General features: G+C 60.8%; 27 protein-coding genes. 20 read left to right on the top strand and 7 right to left on the bottom strand.

Features of this window, described 5'->3' with window-relative positions; translation table 11 throughout:
• The first annotated feature begins 8 nt into the window (after nt 1–8).
• The 4 genes from AB7Z56_RS29075 to AB7Z56_RS29060 are packed head-to-tail and all read left to right on the top strand — an operon-like array spanning nt 9 to nt 3,208.
• Complete coding sequence (locus tag AB7Z56_RS29075; protein ID WP_063984242.1) at nt 9–1,115, top strand: cupin domain-containing protein; 1,107 nt, start codon at nt 9–11, stop codon at nt 1,113–1,115.
• A 43-nt stretch (nt 1,116–1,158) separates the two neighbouring features.
• Entirely contained in the window at nt 1,159–2,067 is a 909-nt protein-coding gene (locus AB7Z56_RS29070; protein WP_063984241.1) for a fumarylacetoacetate hydrolase family protein, read from the top strand.
• Nucleotides 2,067–2,504 (top strand): acyl-CoA thioesterase, encoded by a 438-nt coding sequence (locus tag AB7Z56_RS29065; protein ID WP_231144522.1) that lies wholly within the window; start codon nt 2,067–2,069, stop codon nt 2,502–2,504. The genes AB7Z56_RS29070 and AB7Z56_RS29065 overlap by 1 nt, the downstream gene beginning before the upstream one ends.
• Nucleotides 2,501–3,208: a hypothetical protein gene (locus AB7Z56_RS29060; protein WP_063984239.1), complete on the top strand. Its 708-nt coding sequence runs from the start codon at nt 2,501–2,503 to the stop codon at nt 3,206–3,208. The genes AB7Z56_RS29065 and AB7Z56_RS29060 overlap by 4 nt, the downstream gene beginning before the upstream one ends.
• Nucleotides 3,209–4,094: 886 nt before the next feature.
• Here the strand turns inward: AB7Z56_RS29060 and AB7Z56_RS29055 are convergent.
• A complete protein-coding gene (locus AB7Z56_RS29055; protein WP_063984238.1) occupies nt 4,095–4,487 on the bottom strand; it encodes a hypothetical protein in 393 nt (130 codons plus the stop codon).
• Between the two features lie 272 nt (nt 4,488–4,759).
• On the opposite strand from AB7Z56_RS29055, the gene AB7Z56_RS29050 reads away from it, so the two are divergent.
• The 7 genes from AB7Z56_RS29050 to AB7Z56_RS29020 all read left to right on the top strand — a co-directional run bounded on the left by AB7Z56_RS29050 (nt 4,760) and on the right by AB7Z56_RS29020 (nt 8,443).
• A complete protein-coding gene (locus AB7Z56_RS29050) occupies nt 4,760–4,975 on the top strand; it encodes a dodecin family protein (protein ID WP_063986511.1) in 216 nt (71 codons plus the stop codon).
• A 144-nt stretch (nt 4,976–5,119) separates the two neighbouring features.
• On the top strand, nt 5,120–5,425 hold the full coding sequence (locus tag AB7Z56_RS29045; protein WP_063984237.1) for a hypothetical protein: 306 nt from the start codon (nt 5,120–5,122) through the stop codon (nt 5,423–5,425).
• A gap of 152 nt (nt 5,426–5,577) precedes the next feature.
• A complete protein-coding gene (locus AB7Z56_RS29040; RefSeq protein ID WP_063984236.1) occupies nt 5,578–5,757 on the top strand; it encodes a hypothetical protein in 180 nt (59 codons plus the stop codon).
• A gap of 151 nt (nt 5,758–5,908) precedes the next feature.
• Nucleotides 5,909–6,550: a glutathione S-transferase family protein gene (locus tag AB7Z56_RS29035; protein WP_063984235.1), complete on the top strand. Its 642-nt coding sequence runs from the start codon at nt 5,909–5,911 to the stop codon at nt 6,548–6,550.
• Nucleotides 6,551–6,632: 82 nt separating this feature from the next.
• On the top strand, nt 6,633–6,962 hold the full coding sequence (locus AB7Z56_RS29030; protein ID WP_084795217.1) for a GcrA family cell cycle regulator: 330 nt from the start codon (nt 6,633–6,635) through the stop codon (nt 6,960–6,962).
• A gap of 313 nt (nt 6,963–7,275) precedes the next feature.
• Nucleotides 7,276–7,722 (top strand): bleomycin resistance protein, encoded by a 447-nt coding sequence (locus tag AB7Z56_RS29025; protein WP_231144524.1) that lies wholly within the window; start codon nt 7,276–7,278, stop codon nt 7,720–7,722.
• Between the two features lie 307 nt (nt 7,723–8,029).
• Nucleotides 8,030–8,443 (top strand): hypothetical protein, encoded by a 414-nt coding sequence (locus AB7Z56_RS29020; RefSeq protein ID WP_245328455.1) that lies wholly within the window; start codon nt 8,030–8,032, stop codon nt 8,441–8,443.
• Between the two features lie 403 nt (nt 8,444–8,846).
• Here the strand turns inward: AB7Z56_RS29020 and AB7Z56_RS29015 are convergent, their stop codons facing one another.
• The 3 genes from AB7Z56_RS29015 to AB7Z56_RS29005 form a co-directional block, all read right to left on the bottom strand.
• Nucleotides 8,847–9,413 (bottom strand): hypothetical protein, encoded by a 567-nt coding sequence (locus AB7Z56_RS29015; protein WP_441256674.1) that lies wholly within the window; start codon nt 9,411–9,413, stop codon nt 8,847–8,849.
• Between the two features lie 27 nt (nt 9,414–9,440).
• Nucleotides 9,441–9,809, bottom strand: coding sequence for a hypothetical protein (locus tag AB7Z56_RS29010; protein ID WP_231144526.1), 369 nt, complete (start codon nt 9,807–9,809; stop codon nt 9,441–9,443).
• A gap of 165 nt (nt 9,810–9,974) precedes the next feature.
• Nucleotides 9,975–10,946 carry an alpha/beta hydrolase family protein gene (locus AB7Z56_RS29005; protein ID WP_063984231.1) on the bottom strand — a complete coding sequence of 324 codons (972 nt, stop codon included), beginning with the start codon at nt 10,944–10,946 and terminating at the stop codon, nt 9,975–9,977.
• A 120-nt stretch (nt 10,947–11,066) separates the two neighbouring features.
• On the opposite strand from AB7Z56_RS29005, the gene AB7Z56_RS29000 reads away from it, so the two are divergent.
• The 4 genes from AB7Z56_RS29000 (at nt 11,067) to AB7Z56_RS28985 (ending at nt 14,957) form a co-directional block, all read left to right on the top strand.
• Nucleotides 11,067–11,876: a LytTR family DNA-binding domain-containing protein gene (locus AB7Z56_RS29000; RefSeq protein WP_063984230.1), complete on the top strand. Its 810-nt coding sequence runs from the start codon at nt 11,067–11,069 to the stop codon at nt 11,874–11,876.
• Nucleotides 11,877–12,056: 180 nt separating this feature from the next.
• Nucleotides 12,057–13,016 carry a helix-turn-helix domain-containing protein gene (locus AB7Z56_RS28995; RefSeq protein WP_231144527.1) on the top strand — a complete coding sequence of 320 codons (960 nt, stop codon included), beginning with the start codon at nt 12,057–12,059 and terminating at the stop codon, nt 13,014–13,016.
• A 137-nt stretch (nt 13,017–13,153) separates the two neighbouring features.
• Nucleotides 13,154–13,867, top strand: a complete 714-nt coding sequence (locus tag AB7Z56_RS28990) for an SDR family NAD(P)-dependent oxidoreductase (RefSeq protein WP_441256673.1) — start codon at nt 13,154–13,156, stop codon at nt 13,865–13,867.
• Nucleotides 13,868–13,877: 10 nt separating this feature from the next.
• Nucleotides 13,878–14,957, top strand: coding sequence for an NAD(P)H-dependent flavin oxidoreductase (locus AB7Z56_RS28985; RefSeq protein ID WP_441256851.1), 1,080 nt, complete (start codon nt 13,878–13,880; stop codon nt 14,955–14,957).
• Between the two features lie 200 nt (nt 14,958–15,157).
• On the opposite strand, the gene AB7Z56_RS28980 is transcribed toward AB7Z56_RS28985, so the two are convergent.
• Nucleotides 15,158–15,580 (bottom strand): DUF805 domain-containing protein, encoded by a 423-nt coding sequence (locus AB7Z56_RS28980; RefSeq protein WP_231144529.1) that lies wholly within the window; start codon nt 15,578–15,580, stop codon nt 15,158–15,160.
• 245 nt (nt 15,581–15,825) lie between these two features.
• Here AB7Z56_RS28980 and AB7Z56_RS28975 point away from each other — a divergent pair, with 245 nt between their 5' ends.
• On the top strand, nt 15,826–16,584 hold the full coding sequence (locus tag AB7Z56_RS28975) for a ThuA domain-containing protein (protein ID WP_231144530.1): 759 nt from the start codon (nt 15,826–15,828) through the stop codon (nt 16,582–16,584).
• Nucleotides 16,585–16,746: 162 nt separating this feature from the next.
• Here AB7Z56_RS28975 and AB7Z56_RS28970 read toward each other — a convergent pair whose 3' ends face one another.
• Nucleotides 16,747–17,634: a haloalkane dehalogenase gene (locus tag AB7Z56_RS28970; protein ID WP_441256672.1), complete on the bottom strand. Its 888-nt coding sequence runs from the start codon at nt 17,632–17,634 to the stop codon at nt 16,747–16,749.
• Between the two features lie 317 nt (nt 17,635–17,951).
• Here AB7Z56_RS28970 and AB7Z56_RS28965 point away from each other — a divergent pair, with 317 nt between their 5' ends.
• A complete protein-coding gene (locus AB7Z56_RS28965; RefSeq protein WP_063984224.1) occupies nt 17,952–20,819 on the top strand; it encodes an ATP-binding protein in 2,868 nt (955 codons plus the stop codon).
• Nucleotides 20,820–21,043: 224 nt separating this feature from the next.
• Here the strand turns inward: AB7Z56_RS28965 and AB7Z56_RS28960 are convergent, their stop codons facing one another.
• Nucleotides 21,044–21,694: an FMN-dependent NADH-azoreductase gene (locus AB7Z56_RS28960; RefSeq protein ID WP_063986507.1), complete on the bottom strand. Its 651-nt coding sequence runs from the start codon at nt 21,692–21,694 to the stop codon at nt 21,044–21,046.
• A 203-nt stretch (nt 21,695–21,897) separates the two neighbouring features.
• On the opposite strand from AB7Z56_RS28960, the gene pdxR reads away from it, so the two are divergent.
• The 3 genes from pdxR (at nt 21,898) to AB7Z56_RS28945 (ending at nt 24,331) form a co-directional block, all read left to right on the top strand.
• The gene (pdxR, locus tag AB7Z56_RS28955; RefSeq protein ID WP_063986506.1) at nt 21,898–23,319 is read left to right on the top strand and encodes a MocR-like pyridoxine biosynthesis transcription factor PdxR; all 1,422 of its coding nucleotides are present in this window, start codon (nt 21,898–21,900) and stop codon (nt 23,317–23,319) included.
• Nucleotides 23,320–23,446: 127 nt separating this feature from the next.
• Nucleotides 23,447–23,902 (top strand): carboxymuconolactone decarboxylase family protein, encoded by a 456-nt coding sequence (locus tag AB7Z56_RS28950; protein ID WP_063984223.1) that lies wholly within the window; start codon nt 23,447–23,449, stop codon nt 23,900–23,902.
• A 108-nt stretch (nt 23,903–24,010) separates the two neighbouring features.
• A complete protein-coding gene (locus tag AB7Z56_RS28945; RefSeq protein ID WP_063984222.1) occupies nt 24,011–24,331 on the top strand; it encodes a DMT family transporter in 321 nt (106 codons plus the stop codon).
• Nucleotides 24,332–24,507: the final 176 nt, after the last annotated feature.

Here is a 24,507-nt window from a genome sequence, read left to right as displayed (position 1 = left end):
AGGACAGGATGCGCGAGAACGTGATCGGCCGGGCCAATGTCGAGGACACCCCCGAGCTCAAGGCCTATTACAAGGACCTCGAAAAGTACGAAGCCGGCGCGCTGTGGACGGTCGCCAACAAGATCGAGCCGTGGGCGCCGCAATCGGCCTCCGTTCCCGTGCTCTGGCGCTACAACGATCTGCGCGAGCACGTGCTGCGCTCGGTCGAGCTGGTCTCGCCGGAGAAGGCGGGGCGGCGGGTGATCTATCTCAACAATCCCGGCCGCCGCGATGTGTCGGCAGCGGTCGGCTGGCTCTATTCGGGATTGCAGGTGATGCATCCCGGCGAGGTCGCAACCGCGCACGCGCACTCGGCTTCAGCCCTGCGCTTTATCATGGAAGGTTCGGGCGCCTACACCATCGTCGATGGGCACAAGATGACGCTGGGGGCGCGGGATTTCGTGCTCACGCCGAACGGAACCTGGCACGAGCATGGCGTCGAAGCCAACGGCTCGGTGTGCATCTGGCAGGACGGTTTGGACATCCCGCTCGTCAACGCGCTGGAGGCGAATTTTTTTGCGGTCCATCCCAAGGTGCAACAGGAAGAATCCGGCTATCCCGTGGACGACATGACCAAGACCTGGGGCAATCCCGGGCTTCGGCCGGCGGATTCGAAATGGTCGAAGGGCTATTCCCCGATGTTCAAATACGAGTGGGAGCCGACCTACGAGTCCTTGCGCAAATATGCCGCTGCGACCGACGGTTCGCCCTATGACGGCATTCTCATGAACTACGTCAATCCGATCTCCGGCGGACACGTGATGCAGACGATCGGCGCGAGCATGCAGCTGCTGCGGCCGGGCGAGAAGACGAAGTCGCATCGGCACACCGGCAGCTTCATTTACCAGGTCGCCAAGGGGCGCGGTTATTCGATCATCGCCGGCCAGCGTTTCGAGTGGCAGGAACGCGACATCTTCTGCGTTCCCTCCTGGGCCTGGCACGAGCACGGCAATGCTTCGGGAAGCGAGGACGCCTGCCTGTTCTGCTTCAACGATCTGCCCGTCATCGAGAGTCTCGGCTTCTACCGGGAAGAGGCCTATGGCGACAACGCCGGCCATCAGCCAGTTGCCGCCTGACGTCCCCGCACAGAATTCAACCGAAAGAGCCGGATAAAGCTGCATGCGCCTTGTTACCTACACCTTGGGCTCCAGTGGTGCCCGCCTCGGGGTCCTCGTTGACGGATTGGTCGTGGACGTCGAGCACCTCGGTGCGTCGCATGGCTTTGCATGGCCGAGCGACATGCTGTCGTTCATCGACAACAGCGTGACGCTGCTGCCGGCGCTGAAGGAGCGTCTGGACGATGCGGATGGACGCTTGCCGGCCGGCTCCGCCGTTCCGCTCGAGGACGTGAAGCTGCAGGCCCCGATCCCGCGGCCCCGCAAGAACATTTTTGGCATCGGGCTGAACTACCGTGCGCATGTGGCGGAGTCCGCCAAGAGCCTGGATACCGACAAGGACCTGCCGAAGCAGCCGGTCGTGTTCTCCAAGCCGCCGACGTCGGTGATCGGCCCCGGCGGCGCGATCCAGCACAATGCGAAGATGACGCAGCAGCTCGACTGGGAGGTCGAGCTCGCCGTCATCATCGGCAAGACCGCAACCCGCATCGCGACCGACAAGGCGATGGACCACGTCTTCGGCTATTCGGTGATGATCGACATTTCCGCGCGCGACAATCGCCGCGCCGGCCAGTGGATCTTCTCCAAGGGCATGGACACCTACGCGCCGTTCGGCCCCTGCATCGTGACCGCGGACGAAATTCCCGACCCGCATGACCTGCGGCTGTGGCTGACCAAGAACGGGGTCATGAAGCAGGACTCCAATACCAAATACATGATCTTCGACATCCCGGTTTTGATTTCCGACATTTCGTCGGGCATGACACTCGAACCGGGCGACATCATCGCGACGGGAACGCCGGAAGGCGTCGGCGCCGGCAGGACTCCCCAGGAATGGCTGTGGCCGGGTGACGTGGTGGAAGCGGGGGTCGACGGGGTCGGTGTCATCAGGCATCCGGTCGTCGCGATCTGATGACGACGTTCTCGTTCGATCGCGAGCTCAGATTCGGAGACTGCGATCCTTCTGGGATCGCGTACTTCCCGTCTTACCTGAACATCCTCAATGGGGTCGTCGAAGACTTCTGGGCGAGAATTGGATTTCCATGGCCGGAGCTGATCACGGTCCGGAAGATCGGGACACCCACGGTGCATCTGTCCTGCGACTTTTCCCGGCCGTCGATGTTCGGCGATCGCCTGACGTTCAACTTGCATATCAGCCGGGTCGGCGGATCGTCGCTCCATCTGGAGCATGTCGTCTCCGGCGCGAACGGCATGCGCTGGCGCGCGCGCCAGATCCTGGCCGCGACGTCGCTGGTGGATCACCATGCGATCCCGTGGCCGGATGACATTCGCGCCGCGCTGATGGCGCATGTGAGCGTGGGCGAGGGCACCGAGGCAACGCCCGCATGATCTCGCTCTTCATGACATTCTCCGATCCGGCAGGCGAACGACGAATTCATCCCGACGAGGTTGACGCCGTGGCGGAGCTGGTCGGATCGATCCCTGACATGACCGAGGGCTTGCTGTTCACGCCGCTCGAACAGTCGGTCGATCATCCCTACAAGGCCGATGGCTCCGGCCCGGTGTTTGCGCTTCAACTCCGGTTTCCCGACCTGTTCGCCTGCGAGGCGGCGATGGATCGCGGCGGTATCCTTGCCGGTCTCGCGACGGGGGGCGGACTAGCGAGCCTCACCGGCTTGGACGTCACGCACCAGGTCATGCTGACACGCGCGTTTGCCGTCGACGTCGCCGAACATCCGGCCGGCACGACCACTCCGTGCAGCTACCTCGTGCACTATCCCGGACCGGCGGAGGACATGAACGCCTGGAACCTGCACTATCTCGAGCATCATCCATCGATCATGCGAACCTTCCCTGATGTTCGCCAGATCGAGATCTACACCCGGATCGATTGGATCGATCGGCTGCCGTCGCAGCGCGTCGAGCACATGCAGCGCAACAAGCTGGTGTTCGACAGCCCGCAAGCCCTCGCGCACGCGCTCGGCTCCGACGTGATCAAGCGCATGCGCGCGGACTTCGTCCAATTCCCGCCATTCGCAGGCCGCAACAAGCATTTTCCGATGCTGACGCGGGTGGTGCGGCCGAAGCGCTAGAGCCGAGAGCGTGAAAACGATGGCGTGAGCCGTGAATTGAGATGGATCGCCAGATGTCCGCTTTGGCCGTCAGATCGCGCCGGACTCGCTATGCCGGTAGCCTTTGTAAACACCCCAAGGTTGCGACGAAATTACCCAGCAATCTTAGCGCCTGCTCGTGTGAATTCTGCTATCATCGCAACGTGGGGCGACTCTGATGCGGGGATTGTCATGCCTCCAGGGAGGGACCGACCATGACTACGATAGCGAAACCATTTGCTCTCGTCGCCCTGGTTGCGACCATGAGTGTCGGAGCACTTGCGCTCAGCATCGCCTCTGCCTCAGCGCAATCGCCTGCAGCATACAAGAACTACTGCATCACCAGGATCAAGTGTAACAACGGCTTTCTATGGAAGTGCAACCGTTGTGACGGCCGCTATTCATGGCGGCAGGGGTGCCGTCCCACCTTTAAGGCGTGCTGACACTGACGTAGTTCGTAGGATGGGTAGAGCGAAGCGAAACCCATCAAACCTGATCCTCGCAACGGCATCGAGCTAAAGAATGACACGGGCGCTGCATCGGCGTGCCGGGGGCGATGGGTTTCGCAAGAGCTCTACCCATCCTACATCTTGGCGCAAGCGACGCCGGTTTCGGCACGGCCTCTATTCGACACGATGGGGCGCGATTCCGAGTCTTGCCATCGCCTCCCGCTCAGCGCCACGCGAGCCCTTAGGATTGCAGCCGTCACCAACAGAGGCATAGCGACCGTGGTCACCGAGCGGGTTTGCCGGCATCGACGGTTGACGTCCGCTTTGGGGCAGATGCTGACAACAGCCGCGGCCCGCCTTGTCGGCGATGAGCCCATTTGCAGATTTTCGGCGTCGTGGGCGATGGCGATCCCTGCAAACTATGGGGACGGCAAATCGAGGCCGTTGGGTAGCCTGATCCAAAGAACGGTTTGCTCGTCTGGGGAATGACGAGACAGATGGCCCTTTCCGTGTGTGTCCTCCACCAACACGAACTCGCCCGCAGAGACGTGCCGCACCTCGCCGTCGCTCGTCTCGTATTCGACCGCGCCAGTCAGTCTCACAGTCAATACCCGCGCGGGAACGGTGTGCCAATCGACCTGTCGCATACCGGCAGGAATTTGAGTAACCTCCATGCTTGACGCGGGATAGCGCTGGGACACCTGAAACGGCTTGGCACCGGGAGCAACGGTCAGCTTTGCCGTCATGGGGATTTCCACCTCACCGAAGTGAGATTCACCGTCCGGGGTTGCGTATATCCGAAGACACTTCATCGGCTGTCACCTTTTGGCTCGCCAGCAAGAACAAGACCACCCTACCATGACCGCGGCGAGGGTGATCACGGCTCTGATGGGATGGTCCGCTACGGGCGACGGCCTGCTTCGGGCCAAAAGCCGCCATCCCCGCCAAATGCGGTTTGTCCTTATCGGGCCCCCGGGCGGCGTCCGGGACCGTATCGCGTCGTATCAGCGCCGACATCCTGATGCTAGATTTCACAACGGTGGGGAGCACCTGCTTCCTGCTTCAGACCGAACAGGAGGACGATATGCCTGATAGCGTCTACAAGGTCATTGAACTGATCGGTACCAGCAGTGACTCATGGGAGAAGGCGGCCGCCAATGCGGTCGGGCAAGCTGCAAAAACTCTCCGGGATCTTCGCATTGCAGAGGTCGTCAAGCTCGATATGCAACTGGATGAGAAGGGAAACGTCGAGTCCTATCGCGCCAAGCTCAACGTCTCGTTCAAGTTCGAGGGGTCCTGAGCCTCGGCACCTCGCCCCCGCTTGCGGGGCGAGGTTGGCTCGCTGGAGAAAGGCGCGCGGCCATTCGGGAAGCAGCGCCCTGGTCCGACCGGGAGCCGGTATGCTTTGATGCGTGGGACGGGAACTGCAACGCGTGGTGGCCTCATGTACATCGTCATTCGCAAGTACACCAGGGTTCGTTCGGTCGCGGACGCTGCCCGCCGCGCCAAGAGCGGCGTCGGTCAGATCCTGAAGCAATCGCACGGATTCAGATCTTACTACGTGCTGGATGGGGGCGACGGCGTTGGTGTCGCCGTGATGATATTCGAGGACCGCGAAAGCGCCAATGCAGCGAACGCCAGGATAATGGAGTTTATTCAAGCAAGTCTGCACGACCTCGATCTTGGGGATCCCGAAATCACTGCCGGCGAAGTGTTGGTAAATATAGAACCTGATGCGTCCTCGGCATGAAGTACTCGTAAACGCCGCCAGTTGTGTGGGGTGCCGGCCCCTGCCGCTGCCGTCGATCTGGTCGCCGTCGCGCAGGAGCGATCGCGCCCTGGACATCCGGATGTCGTCGGTCAGGAATATTCGACTGCTCATGCTTTTCGAGGAGTAACAACATGAGGCAACACGATTTCGAAGCATTTTTCATCACGGCGACCGTCTGGACGCCGCTCGTAGCTATGGGCACCGCGATGCCGCCCCGAGATCCTGATGAAGACGAGGAGGACGAAGAGGGCGACGAAGAGGAGGATGAAGCCGACGAACCGGCAGTCGTACGCGAGCCGGATGAAGACTAGGCCGTGAACCCATAAAGTAGGGAGGACCGGCGCTGCATGATGCCGTGTATTCGACGAACCTTGTGCATATCGTGTCGGAGCGATAGCAGCAGGTGTGGAAATCTCGCTCCTGCGAATTAAGGCACTTAAGCCAACGTAAGGACGCTCAAGTATGCTCACTGTCTATGGCGAAGGTCGTGGGTTCCGTGTCGTTTGGCTGCTCGAGGAATTGGGGGTGGCTTATCGGCTGCGCCCGGTCGATCTGTTCGCTGTCGAGAATGATCCCGATTTTCTTGCGATCAACCCCGCCGGCTTTATCCCGGCGCTGCAGGACGGCGAGATGATCATGGTCGAGTCGATCGCGATCCTCGAATACCTGCTCGCCCGCCACGGCCCGAGCCCGCTCGCCGTCGCCCCGGATGATCCGGCCTTCGCCGCCTATCTGCAATTCCTCCATTTGGGAGAGGCCGGGCTCGCTGGACCAATGAACGCCGTCATCGTCGGTCGCGCATTCGCCCCCGCAGCAGAGCGAAACGCCCGGGTCACAATCTGGGCACTGGAGACCTTTCATAGCCGGCTGGGATTGGTCATCCAGCGTCTCGCAAATCGTCCATTTCTCGCCGGAGACCGCTTCACTGCTGCTGACATTTCAGTGAGCTACGCTCTCCTGCTTGGTCTGCGAACCAGCAACTATACCCCGGGTTCAGTCGAGCGTGCCTATCTCGCCCGCACGACGGCACGCCCCGCCTACGCCCGGGCGATGGAAATCTGCCAAGCCACCAAGGCTTGGGCGGAGCGATCACCGGCGTTGTAGAGCCAAGTCGTGAATCCATAGAAGGGATTCCCACGAGCGGCTTGGACTAGCCAGTGTCGGCCAGTCCGCGCTATAATCTCTTATGGGCTGGGATGCGAAAGACGTAGCGCTGCTCAAAAGGCTCTGGTCCGCAGGACAGAGCGCGGCACAGATTGCGCGCCGTCTCGGGTGTAGCCGTAACGCGGTCTGCGGGATGTTAACCCGTTCGGGCTTGAAGCGTGGCCACAAGCCGCCAACAGCAAGACCCAAGATAAGGCCGCCCCCGAAGCCAAGGCCGGCGTCGTCGGCCGCCCTGGTACGTCGAGTAGAAAAGAAGGTGTCGCGGAGCACCGCAGAGAAACAGCAGCCCAAGGAATTCAGCAAGCAGCAGCTGTACGCCATTCTAGCTGAGGCGGTCAGGAACACTGGCTAAGCGCTAACCACGACGGGCGTTACGCTCCGCGTCCGTGCCCTGGTCCAGCTCGAACGGCTCGGCTGTCGTGACCATTCCCCAAGCCTAGGTCTGCTTCGGGTCAATCGCGTCGGTTTGGTTCTCCCGAGACGACTTCCGGTCAGCCCCAGTGAGCGAACATCTTTAGTACCCCTCGCCAGGTCTCAAACGGGCCAAAAGCAGACATCGCCTCGACAGCCGCTTGTCTATCAGACAGTCCCAACACGGGAAGATATGTTAGAATTGCCCATCATCAGAATTGGGTCGATCTTTTGCGAGCACGACACGAGTGAGGATGTTGCAGGCTATGGCTGTGTCAGAAGACAGATTACCGACTGGCGGTTTTGCTCACTTGGTCCCTGAAATGGATGTGTTCGACCTCAAACAGAGCACGACCTTTTGGTGCGACCTCCTTGGTTTCCGTATCGCCTATCAGCGGCCTGAAAGTCGATTTGTGTACCTGGAGTTTCAGGGTGCGCAGGTCATGCTCAGACAGCACAGCGGCCATTGGCAAACTGGTGCTTTAGAACGACCACTGGGGCGCGGTATCAACTTCCAAATCTTTGTCGGCTCCGTCGCGCCACTTCTCGATGCTTTGGAAAAGGCACAATGGCCGCTCTTCGGGGAATGTCACGATGCTTGGTATCGGATCGCCGGTGAGGAGCGAGGCAACAGGCAGTTTTTGGTGCAGGACCCCGACGGCTACCTTCTGCGTTTCGCGCAAGACTTGGGAAAAAGATAGCTTTTCGACCCACCAATCCCACTTGGAGATTGTCCGCTAAGGGTCAAAAGCAGCAGTGGGCGCCAAGCTGTATCGGCGTCCGGTTTGCCCCTGACAGCCGACATGACACGCGCTCAATTGACCTTCGGCTGAGGGCCATAAGCGAGCGCGGCAAAACATGCCAGCGCATGCTCCGGCAAATGCTATTGGTCCATGCCTGGGCGGGGTTAACGCTGCGCCGGCGAGCCAGAAAGTCCTTGACGCAACAGAACACCACGGATTTGGATCGGTCGGAAGACCTTGATTGGACGATGGACGGAGCCGACCCGTGGGATTTTTGCTGAGAATTATGCTCGTAACCGCTCTCGTGAACCTTGCTCCAGCCGTCGCCCAGGCGCCGAAGAAAGCCGTCGCTTCTCCTGCCTTGCAGAAGGAATTCGATGGCTTCATCGAGAAGTTTCGCGCGGCGCTGAGGACAAACGATTCCGCCGCCGTCGCCGGTATGACACGATTGCCGTTCATGAACGACAGCGCAATTCGCGACGCCGCGCAATTTCGCGCCAAGACCTATCCGACCTCGTTCACGCCGAAAAATCGCGCGTGTGTCCAGCGCGGCAAGGCCGTCTACGATCGCGATCAAGAGAACAATGACAATTACTTCGTCTTCTGCGGCGAGCTCATCTTCGTCTTTACCAAGACGCCGGCGGGGTTCCTTTTTACGGACGTCGGCGCGAATGACTGATCAGGCAACAATGCTATCCACTGCCGTCGGACGTATGATCGGTCGCGTCGCTCAGCGACATATTGGATGCAGCAACCTAGGCGATGGGCCGACTCATCAACGGAAAGACTCGCCGCGAGCAGAACGAGTCGGCTCAGCCCCCCATTAACGGACATGCATACGGACAGCGGCGACTTCGCCTTCGGGTCACACCCGGAAGAACTCGGGCTGAGCATATCAAGTCTGCTTCACCCCCAAGGAGCGGACATCTAGCGGACATGCCGGGTCGACCGCTTGGGGCCACAAGCGGACCATCTGACCCAAATTACGAACAGAAGAAGAGCCCAGCTGTGGTGGCTGGGCTCTCGTTCAGCGATTGATGGCCGCCTCAACAACCATCTTTACGGCGACATCGGGTTCAGGATCATTTGATTTCCCAGGACGTGTTGTGCGGGATGTCCATCGCAAAATAATCGCCAGAGCCAGCCAGCGCAGGCATAGCTATGCACGCAAATGGTTCGCTTCCGGTGATGCCCTTATACTTACCGGTGCCGCCGGTGATGATATGCGTTCCACAATCCATCTTCGGCTGGGCCTTGTCGAGGTCTCGAGTATCGAAGGTCGAGAAAATCTTGTCGCCGTCGCTGTCGGCGAGCACGCCAGCGCCGTCAATGTATTTCTTGTCTCCGGACGCGACGTTCAGCGCCACGCAGCGTGCTGACATCTTGTCCAGCATCTTCTCTCCCTTCATGTTTTGAGTGGTGCCGACCGCCTCCAGCGTAGTGGCCTTGCCGAGTTCGGCGGTGTCAATGCTCATCAAGGGCCGAAAAATAAAGTGCGTCACATAAGGAGTAGTCCCCTTCTTTTCAATCGGCTCTCCCGCGACAGCCGCGGGGGCAAAGGACACGAGCGCAGCAGCAAAAGCCGTTGCTTTGGTGAGTCTCATCGCTGCGGTGACTGTGGGGACTATGCGCACGTTGATGGAGTTCATGAGTGCCTCCTTAGATCAAGCGGCGGTTCAGGTCTCCGCCGTGAACTGCCGCGAGTTGAAATCGACCTGCGTATGCTTTCTCCTGTCAAATCGAGTTTGCACGCCGGCGCCGAGCGTCAACGTGATCATGCTTTCTTGATGCTTCGCCTTGGACTGACGAAGTATGTGGGGATGGTGGCTCCAATCATCGGTTTTGACCTCAATACAAGGCTCGACCGAACGACCTGGAATATTGGCATAATAGCATGGAACGCGGCGAACGTCAGCGTCATGCCCGGAATACGCAGCGCGCACCGTCAGCTGTCCTGACCGAATGCGCTGTGAAAAATGCAATTCTCCTGTTGTTCGGATGAAGCACGGGGCACATGGGTGCAGTGACCCTGTGCCGCTCTTCATGCTTTGCGTCGTTCCGCTTGCAACTCAGGAGGTGAGCATTGAGTCACGTCGATTTCCACAGCCACCAATATCCGTAATGTCCGCTTCGGGTCATGAGGGGACGTTCGCTCTGAGCGCGGGAATGTCAACTAACGGCCAGGAACGGACATCCCACTTCAAAACCTGCTACTGCAGCGTCCGCTTGAAGAAGGCGACGATGTCGTGGTCGAAGCGCTCATGAAACGCAGCGCGGTCGAAGCCCGGCTTGCTTGTGCAGATTGCCGGCATGCGGGTTGCCAGGTCCGCAGAGCACGGCTTCAGAAAGTCGTAGTGCCCGGCGTCAGCCACGACGTGCGTCTCGGGTGGCGTCGGCAACGCGAGCCGAACGGCTTCCGCATAATAGGGGTGTGGTAGCACTTGATCATCCTCGGCCCGCCAGAGCTGCACCGGCTGGAGCACCGCCGCCAGACCGTTGGTCCCGAAGGTAAAACCGAGAGCGGGCGCGGCGGAGACCACCGCCTTGAGTCGCGGATCGTGGGTCCAGACGATATCGGTATCCGGCAGCAACGGGTGCTCTTCCATGATCTGACAGTCTTCGAAGGCGGGATGCGCCTTGCAGTGGCTCGGAAGGGTCCGAAGGTCCGGCTCGCCGCCGGCGGCCGCTAGCACCGTCAAGCCGCCAGCCGAGAAGCCGAACGCGCCAACGCGATTGGCATCGAGGCGCCCGTGGTCGCCCCATGCGCCCAGCATGTAGTCCGTGAGCAGCTTCAATTGCCGTGGCCGTTCCCAGATTGCGGTCGGACGGCTTTGGTCGCGCCAGCTATCGCCATTATGCGTAAGAGCGGCGACGACGAATCCTGCATTGGCCAGGGCCGTGGCGGTGTCGAGGTGCCCGGCATAGGAGCCTCCGTGACCGTGCGATATGACCACCAGCGGAAGACCGGTGCCCTCAAGCGGCGCGTCGCGGGCGACCATCTGTTGATCGGTCTCGACCGCCTCCAGCTTCGGGGGCATCGTGGTCGGATACCAGACGCCCACCTCGATAGGTGGGCCTTGCGGATCGTCGATGCTGAAATGCCGGAACCCGACCGCGGCGTCGGCCTGGCCGGCGGTGACTGCGATGAGTACGGCGAAAAAATATGCAATCGTGTAGCGCATGGGAACCTCTCGGCGAGTGGGACGCCAAGGATCCAGCAAACGGCACAGGCCTGCGCCAGCAATTGTTCGCCAACGGGCAAATGGGTTCGCCGGCGGGCAAACCGCCACTATAATGGCCTTATGAGCGAAGCGCGCCGGAGTGACTTTCTGCGGGATTGGGCCGTTGACCTCGCGATCGCGAGCGTCTGCGCCATCTTTTTCGGCCTGATCGGACCGTTTGGTAGCTATCTGAACGGACCGACCTGGCAGCGCGTGGTGTTTCAACTCGCCTGCTTCTTACCCGGAATCCTCCTTTTCGGATCGCTCATCCGGGTGGTGCTGCGGCTCCGCCTGAACCCGGCGATGACCTGGATGTCGATCTTCCTCGGCGTCGTCATCCTGAACGCGCCATTCCAGATCTGGGTCGTGTCGATCGCCGTATCGATATGGCCCTTCCTGAAAATCTTACGACCACTCGATTGGTACTTGCAGGGGCTGATCACCGCCTTGCCGATTGTGCTCGGTTTCACCCTTCTTATGCAGGCCCGGTTACATCGCCGGCAACAGGCCAAGGAAGCCGGCGAAGCGCCGCCAACCGCTTTCGGGCTACTCGGTGCGCCACCTTCCGCGGTGCTTTGCCTGCAGATGGAGGACCACTACGTACGCGTCCATACCGCCGGCAACTCTCGCCTTGTACTGGCAACGCTTAACCAGGCAATGATGGCGCTCGAAAATGCCGATGGCCTGCAGGTACATCGCTCCTGGTGGGTCGCGAGGAAGGCGGTCGTGCGGGCCGTTACCGAGGGTCGCAATCTGCGACTGCAGCTCGTCAATGGAATCACGGCCCCGGTCGCCCGGTCAGCCGTCGCCATCGTGCGGGAGGCGGGCTGGTTGACGAACGAGAGCTCGACGGGGGGCCGCAGCACTGAAACAGAAATATTGCCCCTATGACGGAGGCCATGTCCGTTGTGGGTCAAAAGCTGGCGGTCGGCAGCAGCGTGGCAACGTCGGTTGGGGGCCAATAACGGAAGTGAGCGGCTACACTGCCTGATCGCAGATGCGTGATAGGGCGGGGGCGAGAGTTGCGGTCAGCCACGAGTCCGACCACATTAACGCCGTCGAGCCCGCAGCATGTCCAAAGGTGACGCCGGCGTGGATTTATTTGGCCGAAATCAGGAATTGACATCTCGGCCGACGCCGTCAGGCGAACGCAGCTCCAATAAATACGGCGTCGCCGGGCTGCTGGCCTCATCCGCCACGCGAGGTTGGTCAAATCTCACGGCAGAGCTTCGCAGCCACCGCGGTACGGTTGCCTGGAATAACCCCCAGCCTGATGCCGAGATCTGCGTTGATGTGCGCGGTAGTCGGTCCGTTGTCACGCGTCGGCTGGACGGGGCCATCGACTCGACCATCTCCGAACGTGGAACCATCTGGTTTCGTCCGGCCGGCGTGCAGCAAGGCCTGATCGACATGTCCGAGCCGGTGCCCGCGATTTTGCATCTTTACCTACCGACCGGTTTGTTCTTGTCGCATGATCTGGGTGAAGGGTTCGACGCGACGGCGATCGATTCACTCCGCCACAAGGGCGGCTTCCGCGATCCACTGCTTGCCGAGATGGCCTTTGCCATCATGCTCGAACTGGAACACGAGACGTCCGCGGGCAGGCTGCTCGCCGAAACCCTGGCATTGAGTCTGGTGGCAAGATTGATCCAGAATCATGCTGCGCCGCGGTCCGGCCTGGTCATGCCGGCCGCAGGGGAAGGGCTCGACCGACGCAGATTGGCGCGGGTGCTCGACTATATCGAAGCCAATTTGGAGGGCGATCTGACGGTAGCGCGGCTGGCCTCGGTTGCCTGCCTGAGCGAGTTTTATTTCGCGCGCGCGTTCAAGGCCGCCATCGGCAAATCGCCGCATCGGCATGTCAGTGCAAGGCGCCTCGAACGCGCCAAGGATCTGCTCTGCGATGCGGACCGGGCCTTGGTCGATATCGCCCTCGGGCTCAGGTTTTCGTGCCAGGCCAATTTCACCCGCGCATTCCGGCGAGCCACGGGCCAGACACCGGCGCAATATCGGCGAAACCGGCTGGCTTGACTTTGTTACCGATGTAACGATCTGCATCCACCGACGGCAGGAAATGACAATAGCTGAGCAGGCGATGCAAAGCGGCATTGCCTCGATCAGGGTAACTGTTCGCCCATCCATGCACTTTGCGTGAAGGAGAAGCGAATATGACGTCCGAACGGAAGGTTGCCATCATCACCGGAGCATCGCGCGGCATTGGCGCAGGATTGCTCGAGGCCTACCGGGATATCGGCTATCACGTCGTTGCCAGTTCTCGTTCGATCGGCAGGAACGACGATCCGTCGATGCCCGCGGTCGATGGCGATATCGCCAGCGCAAAGACGGCCGATCGCATCGTGGAACTGGCCATCGAGCGCTTCGGACGGATCGATACGCTCGTCAACAATGCCGGCCTGTTCATTGCGAAGCCCTTTACCGAGTATTCTGAGGCCGACTTCGCCAAGATGGTCGGGGGCAATCTCGCGGGCTTTTTCAATCTGACGCAGCGGGTGGCGGCGAGGATGCTGCTCGCGGGCTCGGGTCACATCGTCAATATCACGGCCACGATCGCCGAGCAGCCGATGGCGTCCCTGGCGGCGGCGCTCGCGGCGCTAACCAAAGGCGGTCTCAACGCGATCACCCGCTCGCTCGCGATCGAGTACGCAAGCCGGAATATCCGCGTGAATGCCATATCGCCTGGTGCGATCGCGACCCCTATGCATGCGCCGGAGGCGCATGGCTTCCTAGCAAGCTTGCAGCCGATGGGCCGCATGGGCGAGATACAGGAGGTCGTCGACGCCGTGATGTATCTTGAGCGAGCGGCTTTCGTCACCGGCGAGATCATGCATGTCGATGGCGGCGCGTCCGCCGGCCACTGGTAGGAGGCGTGCGATGTGGTCTAACCGACGTCTTGTTGAATTGTTCAAGATCGAGCATCCGATTGTGCTGGCACCGATGGCCGGATTGGGCACGGTAGACCTTGCAGCCGCGGTCTCGAATGCCGGCGGCATGGGCTCGATCGGCTGCGCTGTCTTGACGCCTGAACTCATTGCAAAGACCGTTGCCGAGCTACGGCGACTGACGAAGAAACCAATCAATCTCAACTTCTTCTGCCACGATGCGGCAAAGGCGGACGCCGCTCGCGAGCGTGCCTGGCATGAGAAGCTTTCGTCGTATTATCGCGAACTGGGCATCGCCCCCGCAACGGCTGCACCGCGCCTCGATCTCGCTCCGTTCGGCGATGCCGCGTCCGCCGTAGTCGAACAGGTCCGGCCGGAGGTGGTAAGCTTTCATTTCGGTTTGCCCGAGCCCGGATTGGTCGATCGGGTCAAGGCAGCCGGCTGCAAGGTGATCTCATCGGCGACGACAGTCGACGAAGCATGCTGGCTCGAAAAGCATGGTGCCGATGCGATCATCGCTCAGGGGTACGAAGCCGGAGGACATCGAGGCTCATTCCTCGATTCTAACAGCGAGCGCGCGATCGCCTCACAGGCCGGCACGTTCGCCCTTGTGCCACAAGTCGCTGACGCCGTCAGCGTGCCCGTGATCGCAGCCGGCGGGATCGGGGATGGGCGAGGGATCGCAGAGGCGTTCGCACTCGGGGCCGCCGGCGTGCAGGTTGGAACCGCCTTTCTGCTTTGTGCCGAGTCGGCAACGCCCCCGCTCCATCGCGAGGCCCTGCGAAACGCGCGGTTGAACCGGACTGTCGTGACCAACGTGTTCTCCGGGCGACCCGCGAGGGTTCTGGTCAATCGCCTTGCCGCCGAGATCGGTCCCTGGTCGGACGCGGCGCCGGACTTTCCGCTGCCCATCGGCGAACTGTCGCCGCTGCGTGCTGCGGCTGAGCAGAATGGAAGCTCCGATTTCACGCCACTCTGGTCAGGTCAGGCGGCGGCGCTTGCCCGCGAGATACCCGCCAAAATGTTGATGGACGTCCTCGTGCGGGAAGCCACCAAGTCTGGAGGCAGCTGATGTCCGGCCTGGGATACCAACCAAAGTCCGAATTGGGTCGAAGTCCGGCGTGGTTCGCTGCGGATCGGCGCGCCGGGTTTACCCTGCGAAGCTGACCTGTCGTTGAGGAGCGCTGTCGGCAGGGATGGGCCATCGGCAGACATTGCGGCTGACTTTCGCGCCACCGTTCAAACGCCCGGCCGGTCTGCTTTGGGGGCGCGCTAGACGCGCGTGCGCGGTAGCGAGGTCGAGCCGAACCGATTGTCGCCAGGCCGTCCGGGAAATGCACTCAGGATTGCCGCCAATAAAAGATAAGGAAGCCAATACGGAATGCTGAGCACGTCGACGAGGAGAGGAATTGCGAGGATTGTGAGCGCCCACCAACCCGAGATGTTGAAGTCATGTAGTCGCTTCACAAAGATTGCAGCGAGCGGCCAGAGCGAGATAAAGAGGACAGCCGGGACGATGGGCCAGTCGAGCGGAGGGTTGACGCTATAGTATTGGGGTCCTGAATCAGTGAGCTTCCTCGCGATGCGCACGACGAGCATGTCGACTAGCACAAGTCCCAAAAGTCCCAATCGAAATTCCTGCGGACCGATGCGGCCTTTCATGGATAAAAAATACCAAATGAAAGCTGAATGCATGCGCCTCCGAGATCATCCTGTCCGATAGCTGTAGTGCAACGCTTAAGCAGCATAGGCTATTCAGCCCAACACTATCCGAATAGATAACCTAAAATTGTGCGCACGGGCGGACAATCGCCGACGGTCACAATAGGATCAGGCCAGCAGCGTCGCATAGGACGCGAGAGGGCGATGCCCCCCGGTCGGCGCTGGGCTGATCTGTGCTAGGCTTCTTCAACACATGGTTGGTTTTGGCGGAGGCGATTGTGAGGCGACGTGAGTTCATCGCGCTCCTCGGCGGCGCGGCGGCAATCCGACCACTCGGCGCGCATGCGGAGCGTCCGCGAGAGCGCATCCTCTATTTCACATACTCCGCCGGCTACCGGCATGATGTCATACCGCTTTCTAAGGTTATCCTGACCCAGCTCGGAAGCCATTCGGGTGTTTTTGAAGTCACTGCAACGGAAGACACGTCTGAATTTTCTACCGAAAACCTCGAGCGCTACGCAGCGGTGATGTTCTATACGTCAGGAGAACTTCCGATGAGCGACGCGCAAAAGAGAGCTCTTCTCAACTTTGTGCGCTCGGGCCGCGGGTTCCTCGGCGTTCATTCGGCGACGGACACATTCTACACTTGGCCGGACTATCTCGATCTGGTCGGCGGCTACTTTAATGGTCATCCTTGGCATCAGGCCGTGAAGATCGAGGTGGTTGATCCCGGCGATCCCCTGGTGGCTTTTCTCGGGAATTCGGTGCAAGTCGAGGACGAGATCTACCAAATCGGCGACTTCGACTATCGTGGTTCACGCGTGCTCCTGCGCCTCGACCCAAGCTCGGTGGACCTTGGCAAGACCGGCGTACATCAACGATTCTATGGCTGGCCTCTCACCTGGACCCGATTCTATGGCGAGGGACGAGTATTTTACTCGGCGCTAGGCCACGAGCCGTCAGTTTGGCGGGACGCCCGCTACCAGCGAATTCTCACGAACGCTATCCTGTGGTCTATGCGGAGGTCGCCCTGGTAGACGCCGCGGCACTTCGCATTTGCGCCACCGCCGGATTCGTTGGCTGGTGTCCATGCCTGAGGTTCGGACCGTCTTGGTCTGCGACTTCCGCTCCGGGTCAAAATGCGAAGAACTCAGAGTGAGCCTTGATGATCCTGATATCGCAGCCCTGCATGGCCGCCGTCAGCCCAACGCCTCCATCCAGCCGGCGACGGCCCGTCCGATCTCGTCCGGCGAATCTTCCTGAACAAAATGGAGTCCCGAGATCGTCACCTCGGTCTGTGCCGGGAGGCTGCGGGCCAAATCGAGAACCGGGCCATGGGCGAGGATCCCACCGGGCTCCGCCCTCAGGAACAACTTGGGTATATGGCTCGTCTTAAGCCAGTCAGCGTAGGCGGTCACGATCGCAGTCACGTCGGCGGGCTCGCCCTCGATGGGGATTTGCCTTGGCCACGTCAGCGTCGGACGCCGGCCCTCGCCGGGCTCGGCGAAGGGCCGTCGGTACTCCGCCATATCTTCGTCGGGCATTTTGCGAAGGATGGCTCCCGGCAGGATCTTCTCGATGAAGAAATTGTCTCGCAAGACCATTTCCTCGCCTTGCTCGGAACGCAGCCCTTGCAAGGCGTGACGCATTTCGAACTTGTCCCAGTGGTCCCAGTATTGTGGCCCCATGATCGCCTCCATGTACGCGATACCCTTCACGGCCTCGCGGTGGCGGTTGGCCCAGTCGAAGCCGAGCGCCGAACCCCAGTCATGGATGACGAGGGTGACCCGTTCGCGCACGTCCAGGGACTCGAGCAGGGCGTCGAGATAGCGGCGGTGCTCGACGAAGCGATACGAGTTGGGACCGCTGTCAGGCAGCTTGTCGGAATCGCCCATGCCGATCAGGTCGGGGGCGATGCAGCGACCCAGCGGCTTCAGGTGCGGCAACACATTGCGCCAGAGATACGACGAAGTGGGATTGCCGTGCAGCAGTACGATGGGGTCGCCCTTTCCCACCTCGACATACGCCATCTCGCGGCCGAGGACCCGCCGCCGCTGCTTCTTGTAGGGAAATGCCGCAGAGATCATGTTCGCTCTCCCGTTTACATTTGGGCGCAGCGACACCGCGAAGCCTGCGCAACAGCGCGCCGCTGGGTTAGAGAGTGATCTTACTCGGGCCCTGCATCAATCGCTTGCCCGCCATTGATGCTGTTTTGCTAATCTTGCTCAGAAGATCACCCAAGCAGATACTGGGTATCAAGCCATTGATATGCCGCGCGTTAAGCGGATAGTTCGACGGCCCTTGCCCACTGCCCAGATCAACGTTTAAGCTGATTTCCTGGAGCGGTTCCCTGATCTGATGCTGAGATTTTCTTAGGATTACTCAACCGACGGGGCAGGCCGTGATGGCCGAGCAAGGCCTACGAGCCGTCTATGAGTCGAACGGGTGGGAGATCGATCTTACCCAGCGTGAGCTGCGGTCCCGAGGTGTTTCCGTTCCGATCGGGAACCGCGCATTCGAGATTCTGGAGATTTTGGTTCAGTCGGGCGGCGAGCTTGTCACCAAGCGCGATCTTATAGATCGGGTGTGGCCGGTTGCGACGGTCGAAGAAAACACGCTCCAGATTCATATATCCGCCATTCGCAAGGCGCTCGGCGCAGATCGCGAGTTGTTGAAGACGGTGTCCGGCCGCGGCTATCACCTGCGCGGCATCTGGACCATGCGGCCAGCAACCGGACCGGGACATCCACTCTACCTAAAGGAAAGTGCGTCGGCGCAGCCATTAGCGTCGACCAACCTGCCGCAGCCGGTTTCAGCGTTGATCGGCCGCACCGCCGAGGTCGAGGAAATCTCGAAGCTTGTCCGTGCCGGCCGGCTCGTCACCCTGACCGGGGCGGGGGGCATCGGCAAGACACGGCTCGCGCTCGCGGTCGCCCGTGAACTGCTGCCGCATTTTCCAGAGGGGGTGTGGCTGGCCGAGTTCTCGCCGCTCGCGGATCCCAGTCTGGTTCCCATAGCGCTCGCTGCCGCGATCGGACTCAAGTTCGGCGGCGGTGAAATTTCGACGCAGCGCGTGGCGCTGGCACTGGCAGCGCGGCGCTTGTTGGTGGTGTTGGACACCTGCGAGCATGTGATCGACGCCGCGGCGAGGATGGCTGAGGGCGTGCTGCGAGCCGGATCCTCGGCTCAGATCATCGCAACCAGCCGCGAGCCGCTCCGGGCCGAGGGGGAGCAGGTCTACTGGGTGCAGCCGCTCTCGATTCCGACGGAGGGCGCGGACGATCTCCTGGAATACGGCGCCGTCAGACTATTCATCGAACGTGCACGAGCAACCGAGGCAGGGGCGGTTCTGGATGGCTATCAGGCAAAGACGATCGCGGCGATCTGCCGGCGTCTTGATGGCATACCGCTCGCGATTGAAATGGCGGCGGCACGTGTCACGGCACTCGGTGTCGAAGAACTCGCCGCTCACCTTGACGATCGCTTTCAGCTGCTGACCGGAGGGCGGACGGCGCTGCCGCGGCACCAAACTCTGCGGGCGACCTTCGATTGGAGCTACGAGCTACTGACTGAGCCTGAGTTGGTGCTCCTCCGCCGGCTCGCGGTCTTCGCCGGCGCCATCGACCTGGAGGCGATCTGCGCGGTGGTAACGGGCGCCGGGATCGCTTTGCCGGACGTGGTCGATGGAATTTCCAGCCTGGTTTCGAAGTCGCTGGTTGTGGCGGAAATCGATGCCACCACGGCGCGCTACCGCTTATTGGATACGACCCATACGTATGCCCTCGAAAAGCTCGGCGAGAGCGGGGAACGGGAACGGCTCGCACGTCGCCATGCCGAATATTACCGGGACTTGTTCGAGCGGGCTGAAGCGGAGCTGGAGATGCGCCCCACGGTCGACTGGATGGGCGACTATGGACGGCACATCGACAACCTGCGCGCGGCGCTGGGTTGGGCCTTTTCACCCAGCGGTGACGTGCAGATTGGCGCGGGGCTGACCGCGGCCGCAGTGCCCCTATGCGTCCATTCGTCGTTGCTGGAGGAATGCCGCGGCCGCGTGGAGCGGGCGATCGGCGCCCTTGGGGCTGCCGTCAATGGCGACGCGCGCCTCGAGATGAAGCTGTATACCGCGCTCGGCACGACCCTGATATTTGTCACCGACGCGAAAATTCCCGCGCTCGGCGAAGCCTGGACGAAGGCGCTGGAGCTTGCAGAGAGGCTTGACGATGTCGAGCACCAATTGCGGTCGCTGCTAGGCCTGTGGTTCTTTCACCGGGTCGCCGGCCGCCTTCGCGCCTCCTTGACCGCCGCGCAACGATTCAGCGCTCTTGCGGCAAGCCGGTCAAATTCCAACGATCGGCTGATCGGAGAGCGATTGATCGGCATCTCGCAGCAATGCCTCGGCGATCAAGCGAGCGCGAGGTATCACCTCGAACGCATGCTCGCGCACTATGTTCCTCCAGTCCAAAAGTCGCGGATCAGCCGTTTCCGGAGCAACCAGCGGGTGACCGCCGGCGCCTTTCTGGGCCGGACCCTATGGCTGCAGGGATTTCCGGATCGCGCAATGCACGTCACCGAAACATACCTGCATGAGGCATCTGCCAGCAGACACGTCAACTCGGTGTGCTACATCGTCGCCAACGCAGCATGCCCGATCGCGCTGTGGAGCGGCGATATGGATGTCGCAGACCATTACGTGACAAGGCTGATCGACCTTTCGACCAGGCATTCGCTGATGCGCTATGTTGCCTTTGCCCGCAGCCATCAAGGACTGCTAGCGATCAAGCGCGGAGATACCGCCGGCGGATTGCCGCTGCTGCGGTCAGGCATCGACGAACTCGGCGACGAAGTCAACGCATCGCATCGCTATTTCCTGTTCGTTGGTGAGATGGCGGAAGGCTTGGGGCGCGTCGGGCAAGTGGGCGAAGGACTTTCGGTGGTACACGATGCGATCGCGCGCGCAGAGGAGAGCGAAGAACGCTTGAGTATCGCCGAGCTGCTGCGCATCAAGGGCGAACTGCTGCTGTTGCAAGGTGCGCCCGGCGCTGCGGCAACGGCCGAGGATCAGTTTTTCCGGGCGATGAAGTGGGCGAGCCTGCAGGGCGCTCTGTCCTGGGAACTACGCGCCGCCACAAGCTTGGGACAGTTGTTTCGCGATCAGGACCGACCGGCCGAAGCGAAGGCGCTGCTACAACCGATTTACGACCGGTTTACCGAAGGTCTCAACACCGCCGACCTTAAGCGAGCAAAAGGTCTCTTGCGTGATCTCGGTTAAGTCAATCTCCGTTCTTAGCGAGGCTCTGATGTTTGGGGGAATTTTTGCTTGCTCAATTGAGGAGGCAAGTACCTCAGCTTCCCGGGCGCTGTACTGGTCTCGCTGGTAGGGAATCCCGCGAGGTGCAGGCGTCCCCCAGCTTCCGCGCGAAGCGGCAGCGTCTGCTCAGGGCCAGGAACGGACGTATCGGTGGCCGAACTGAGCGCGGGAAGGCCGTTGCGCGTTCATACAGCTTGCTGAAACACCCCCGTTGAATTGGGCGCGAAACGGAGGAAGAACCTCTGCATTGCCTGATCCGCCTTGGTTCGGGCTGCGACCAATGCATCAGGACCAAGCGCCGATCCTTCAACGGAGAAGAACGTCAAATCATGCAGCCCGATGGTGCCGAGGATAGCTTTTAGATACGGCGTGAGAAAATCGGGCTGATGCGCGCGATCGCCGGAAAATCTTCCGCCCGAGGACACTGCGACAAAAACCGGGCGGTCGCGCAACGCCCCCAGTTTTCCTTGGGCAGTCACGTCGAACGTTCGACGGACTCGAACGACGTGATCTATCCACGCTTTGAGAGCGGCAGGCACGGTGAAGTTGTGCATTGGAGTTGCGATGACGACGAAGTCCGCGCTCTCCAGTTCCTGGATCAGTTCTTCGGACCGGGACATGGAACCCTCGACAAACATTTCCAGGTACGATCGCTCGGTCGCGCCAAGAGCAGTTGCGTAGCTTTCATCGATATCGGGGACGCCGCTGATCGGTCGGATTATGACGGTTGCCGTCGGCTCGCTATCCAGCAAGTAGCCGACGATTTTCTGAGATAGCCTGTAACTCTCCGAGGCTTGCCCGCGGGGGCTGCAAGTCAAATGCAGTATTTTCGTCATCTGCTTTCCAATCTCTGCTGTCCGAACTCTGATCATCAGCAAAGAGCAATTTCGGCCTGCATCCAAGGACCATGAATGAGCTTTGCGACTGGTCCATGATTTGCCGGCGCAGGCTTGACCGCTGCAGCGTGCGAGGAGTGGAGACCAATCCGAACCGTTATGGCATAGTGGGTTTTTCGTTCATCGAAAGATCGGATCGGGCCATGCCTGCCGCGAATCCCCGAAAGCTCCCGCCGCTTGATCCGAAGGCGGCAGCACCGTTCTACCGGCAGATTTACGATCGGTTTCGCGACGCTATCGCCACTGGAATGTTGAAGCCTGGTGACCGCATTCCGTCGGCACGGGCGTTGACCAAGGAATTGGGGCTGGCCAGAGGTACCATCGACACGGCTTATTCCTTGCTGGCCGCTGAAGGGTATGTCGAGGCGCGCGGGCAGGCAGGAACCATTGTAAGCCCAGACCTTACGCCGCGAATATCCATTGCGAACCCGACGCCGCGAGCGGATCCCCGGATGGATGCAGTCAGTTTTCGTCCGGATTCCATCCTGCCATTCCAGATGGGTTTGCCCGCCCTGGATGCGTTTCCCCGGAAGATCTGGGCACGCCTTGGCGCGCGCAGTGCGCGGGCCATGCAGCCTTCCGATATGATCCATCCCCCTGTGTCCGGCTTGCCTTCGCTGCGTGCTGAAATCGCGAGATATCTCCAGGTTTCGCGTGGGATAAACTGCTCCCCATCTCAGGTGTTCGTGACCTCGGGATACCGCCAAACCGTGGAGCTAATCGGTCATGCCCTGCTGAAGGCGGGTGATCGCGTCTGGCTCGAAGACCCGGGATATCCGCCCACGCGAGAAATTTTCGAATATATGCATATCGAAGGCATCTCGGTGCCGGTCGATGCGGAAGGCATGGTCGTTTCTGATGCCATCAAGCTCGCGTCCCGGGCGCGCGCAGCGGTGGTCACGCCTGCGCATCAGAGCCCGCTCTGCATGTCCCTGTCGTTACCTCGGCGTCTGGCGCTGTTGGACTGGGCCGCGCGAAACAAGGCATGGATCATCGAAGACGACTACGATGGCGAATACCGCTATGTCAGCCGCCCCCTCCCTGCATTGAAAAGCCTCGATCGTGACGGGCGGGTGCTCTATGCGGGTACCTTCAGCAAGGTACTTTTTCCAGGCATGCGGCTGGCCTATCTCGTCGTGCCGGAAGCGCAGGTCGAGCGGTTTGAGGAGGTCACCGAAAGCCTTTCAACTGGCTCTCCGGGGCTTACGCAAACTATCGTCACTTCATTCATCGCCGAAGGACATTTTGCGCGCCATATCCAGCGGATGCGGAGGCTCTATGCCGAGCGCCGCGCGGCAACCGCGGCGGGGCTGGAAAGCGTGCTGGGAAAAAATGTGCGAATAGATTTACAGCCGGGGGGCATGCACCTGATCTTGCGTCTGCGAGGCAACCGTTCAGATCGCCGGCTCGCTGCGAGCATGCGGGAACAAGGCCTGTACGCGGAGGCACTTACGGATTGGACGAGGCGCAATGATGGGGCTTCCGCCCTTCTTTTAAACTTCACGAATATCGCCTCGCGGCGCACGGCCGAAAATTTCGGACGGCGCATTTTGGGATTGATGTGACTGAAGCTCGAGCGTGATCTGCCGGATTATGGAAATCATGGTCCAGCTACAAACGCGTATCATGGACCTTCTTGAATAGGCCAAGATGCGAAACGATGGAATCCTTCAACCAGATGAGGATTCAATCATGAACAAGCGCATCGATTACGCCAAGGCTTCACCGGAAGGCTTCAAGGCCTTTGGAGGGGTCTACGTCTATCTTCAAAAAAGCGGCCTTTCAAAGCAACTTGTCGATCTCGTCTATCTGCGGGTTTCGCAGATCAACGGCTGTGCCTACTGCATCGATATGCACTCCCGCGACCTGCTCAAGTCTGGTGTCGCCGCGGACAAGCTCGTGCTGGTGCCTGTGTGGCGAGACGCGGGGGAAGTCTTTAGTGAGCGCGAACGCTCTGCGCTGGCCTGGACCGAAACCGTGACGAGGGTGGCCGAAACCGGCGTTCCCGATGCCGACTACGAGGCCGCCGCCGGCGAATTCAGCGACAAGGAACTCGCTGACCTCACCTATGCCATCGGCCTGATGAGCGCGTTCAATCGATTGGGAATTTCGTTCCGCTCGATTCCCGCTGCCGCCAGTAAGGCTTGAGGCGCTCATCAGCAAACGCGGCGCGCATGGAAATTGGTCCATGCGCGTCCAGCCCCTTACAAGCAGCCCGGCCGTAACGCCCGGTGACCAGCGAATGGATTGACCCACATGGCATGGATGATATTGGCCTCCGCCGGCCTTCTCGAGATCGGATTCGCCTTCGGTATGAAGTGGTCCGCAGGCTTCACGCTGCTGATACCCGCGCTGTTTACGGCTGCCACCGGTTTGTCGAGTGTCTTTCTTCTCTCGCTGGCGCTCCGCACACTTCCCGTAGGAACGGGGTACGCGGTCTGGACCGGTATCGGTGCCGCGGGTACCGCCGTTCTGGGTATCGCAGTGCTGGGCGACTCTGCGTCGCCTGCGCGGATACTTTGCATTGCTTTGATTGTGGCCGGCGTGATTGGACTAAAGCTTGTCTCTGCAAACTGAGGATGCCACTGACGCTCGGGTGCCCGTTTCGGCCTGACCGTTTGATGCTAAGGCGGATCCGGCGACCACCAACGCAGGGCGGCCCAGGTCAGAACGTTCATGGCGTTCTCCTTCTGCAGCCGGAGATGGCGCAATCTTGCCGGCGGTCCGCCAGCGGCCTGCCCACCGGGCGCCGG

This window comes from Bradyrhizobium sp. 482_C4_N1_8 (assembly GCF_052075965.1).
GTDB lineage: Bacteria > Pseudomonadota > Alphaproteobacteria > Rhizobiales > Xanthobacteraceae > Bradyrhizobium > Bradyrhizobium barranii.
This window is presented reverse-complemented; position numbering and strand designations above follow the sequence as displayed.

Bases quoted from the DNA above. Each gene is read 5' to 3' on its own strand.
- AB7Z56_RS29075 (WP_063984242.1), top strand. From the start codon at position 9: ATGCGCGAGAACGTGATCGGCCGGGCCAATGTCGAGGACACCCCCGAG.
- AB7Z56_RS29070 (WP_063984241.1), top strand. From the start codon at position 1,159: ATGCGCCTTGTTACCTACACCTTGGGCTCCAGTGGTGCCCGCCTCGGG.
- AB7Z56_RS29065 (WP_231144522.1), top strand. From the start codon at position 2,067: ATGACGACGTTCTCGTTCGATCGCGAGCTCAGATTCGGAGACTGCGAT.
- AB7Z56_RS29060 (WP_063984239.1), top strand. From the start codon at position 2,501: ATGATCTCGCTCTTCATGACATTCTCCGATCCGGCAGGCGAACGACGA.
- AB7Z56_RS29055 (WP_063984238.1), bottom strand. From the start codon at position 4,487: ATGAAGTGTCTTCGGATATACGCAACCCCGGACGGTGAATCTCACTTC.
- AB7Z56_RS29050 (WP_063986511.1), top strand. From the start codon at position 4,760: ATGCCTGATAGCGTCTACAAGGTCATTGAACTGATCGGTACCAGCAGT.
- AB7Z56_RS29045 (WP_063984237.1), top strand. From the start codon at position 5,120: ATGTACATCGTCATTCGCAAGTACACCAGGGTTCGTTCGGTCGCGGAC.
- AB7Z56_RS29040 (WP_063984236.1), top strand. From the start codon at position 5,578: ATGAGGCAACACGATTTCGAAGCATTTTTCATCACGGCGACCGTCTGG.
- AB7Z56_RS29035 (WP_063984235.1), top strand. From the start codon at position 5,909: ATGCTCACTGTCTATGGCGAAGGTCGTGGGTTCCGTGTCGTTTGGCTG.
- AB7Z56_RS29030 (WP_084795217.1), top strand. From the start codon at position 6,633: ATGGGCTGGGATGCGAAAGACGTAGCGCTGCTCAAAAGGCTCTGGTCC.
- AB7Z56_RS29025 (WP_231144524.1), top strand. From the start codon at position 7,276: ATGTTGCAGGCTATGGCTGTGTCAGAAGACAGATTACCGACTGGCGGT.
- AB7Z56_RS29015 (WP_441256674.1), bottom strand. From the start codon at position 9,413: ATGAACTCCATCAACGTGCGCATAGTCCCCACAGTCACCGCAGCGATG.
- AB7Z56_RS29010 (WP_231144526.1), bottom strand. From the start codon at position 9,809: ATGAAGAGCGGCACAGGGTCACTGCACCCATGTGCCCCGTGCTTCATC.
- AB7Z56_RS29005 (WP_063984231.1), bottom strand. From the start codon at position 10,946: ATGCGCTACACGATTGCATATTTTTTCGCCGTACTCATCGCAGTCACC.
- AB7Z56_RS29000 (WP_063984230.1), top strand. From the start codon at position 11,067: ATGAGCGAAGCGCGCCGGAGTGACTTTCTGCGGGATTGGGCCGTTGAC.
- AB7Z56_RS28995 (WP_231144527.1), top strand. From the start codon at position 12,057: ATGTCCAAAGGTGACGCCGGCGTGGATTTATTTGGCCGAAATCAGGAA.
- AB7Z56_RS28990 (WP_441256673.1), top strand. From the start codon at position 13,154: ATGACGTCCGAACGGAAGGTTGCCATCATCACCGGAGCATCGCGCGGC.
- AB7Z56_RS28985 (WP_441256851.1), top strand. From the start codon at position 13,878: ATGTGGTCTAACCGACGTCTTGTTGAATTGTTCAAGATCGAGCATCCG.
- AB7Z56_RS28980 (WP_231144529.1), bottom strand. From the start codon at position 15,580: ATGCATTCAGCTTTCATTTGGTATTTTTTATCCATGAAAGGCCGCATC.
- AB7Z56_RS28970 (WP_441256672.1), bottom strand. From the start codon at position 17,634: ATGATCTCTGCGGCATTTCCCTACAAGAAGCAGCGGCGGCGGGTCCTC.
- AB7Z56_RS28965 (WP_063984224.1), top strand. From the start codon at position 17,952: ATGGCCGAGCAAGGCCTACGAGCCGTCTATGAGTCGAACGGGTGGGAG.
- AB7Z56_RS28960 (WP_063986507.1), bottom strand. From the start codon at position 21,694: ATGACGAAAATACTGCATTTGACTTGCAGCCCCCGCGGGCAAGCCTCG.
- pdxR (WP_063986506.1), top strand. From the start codon at position 21,898: ATGCCTGCCGCGAATCCCCGAAAGCTCCCGCCGCTTGATCCGAAGGCG.
- AB7Z56_RS28950 (WP_063984223.1), top strand. From the start codon at position 23,447: ATGAACAAGCGCATCGATTACGCCAAGGCTTCACCGGAAGGCTTCAAG.
- AB7Z56_RS28945 (WP_063984222.1), top strand. From the start codon at position 24,011: ATGGCATGGATGATATTGGCCTCCGCCGGCCTTCTCGAGATCGGATTC.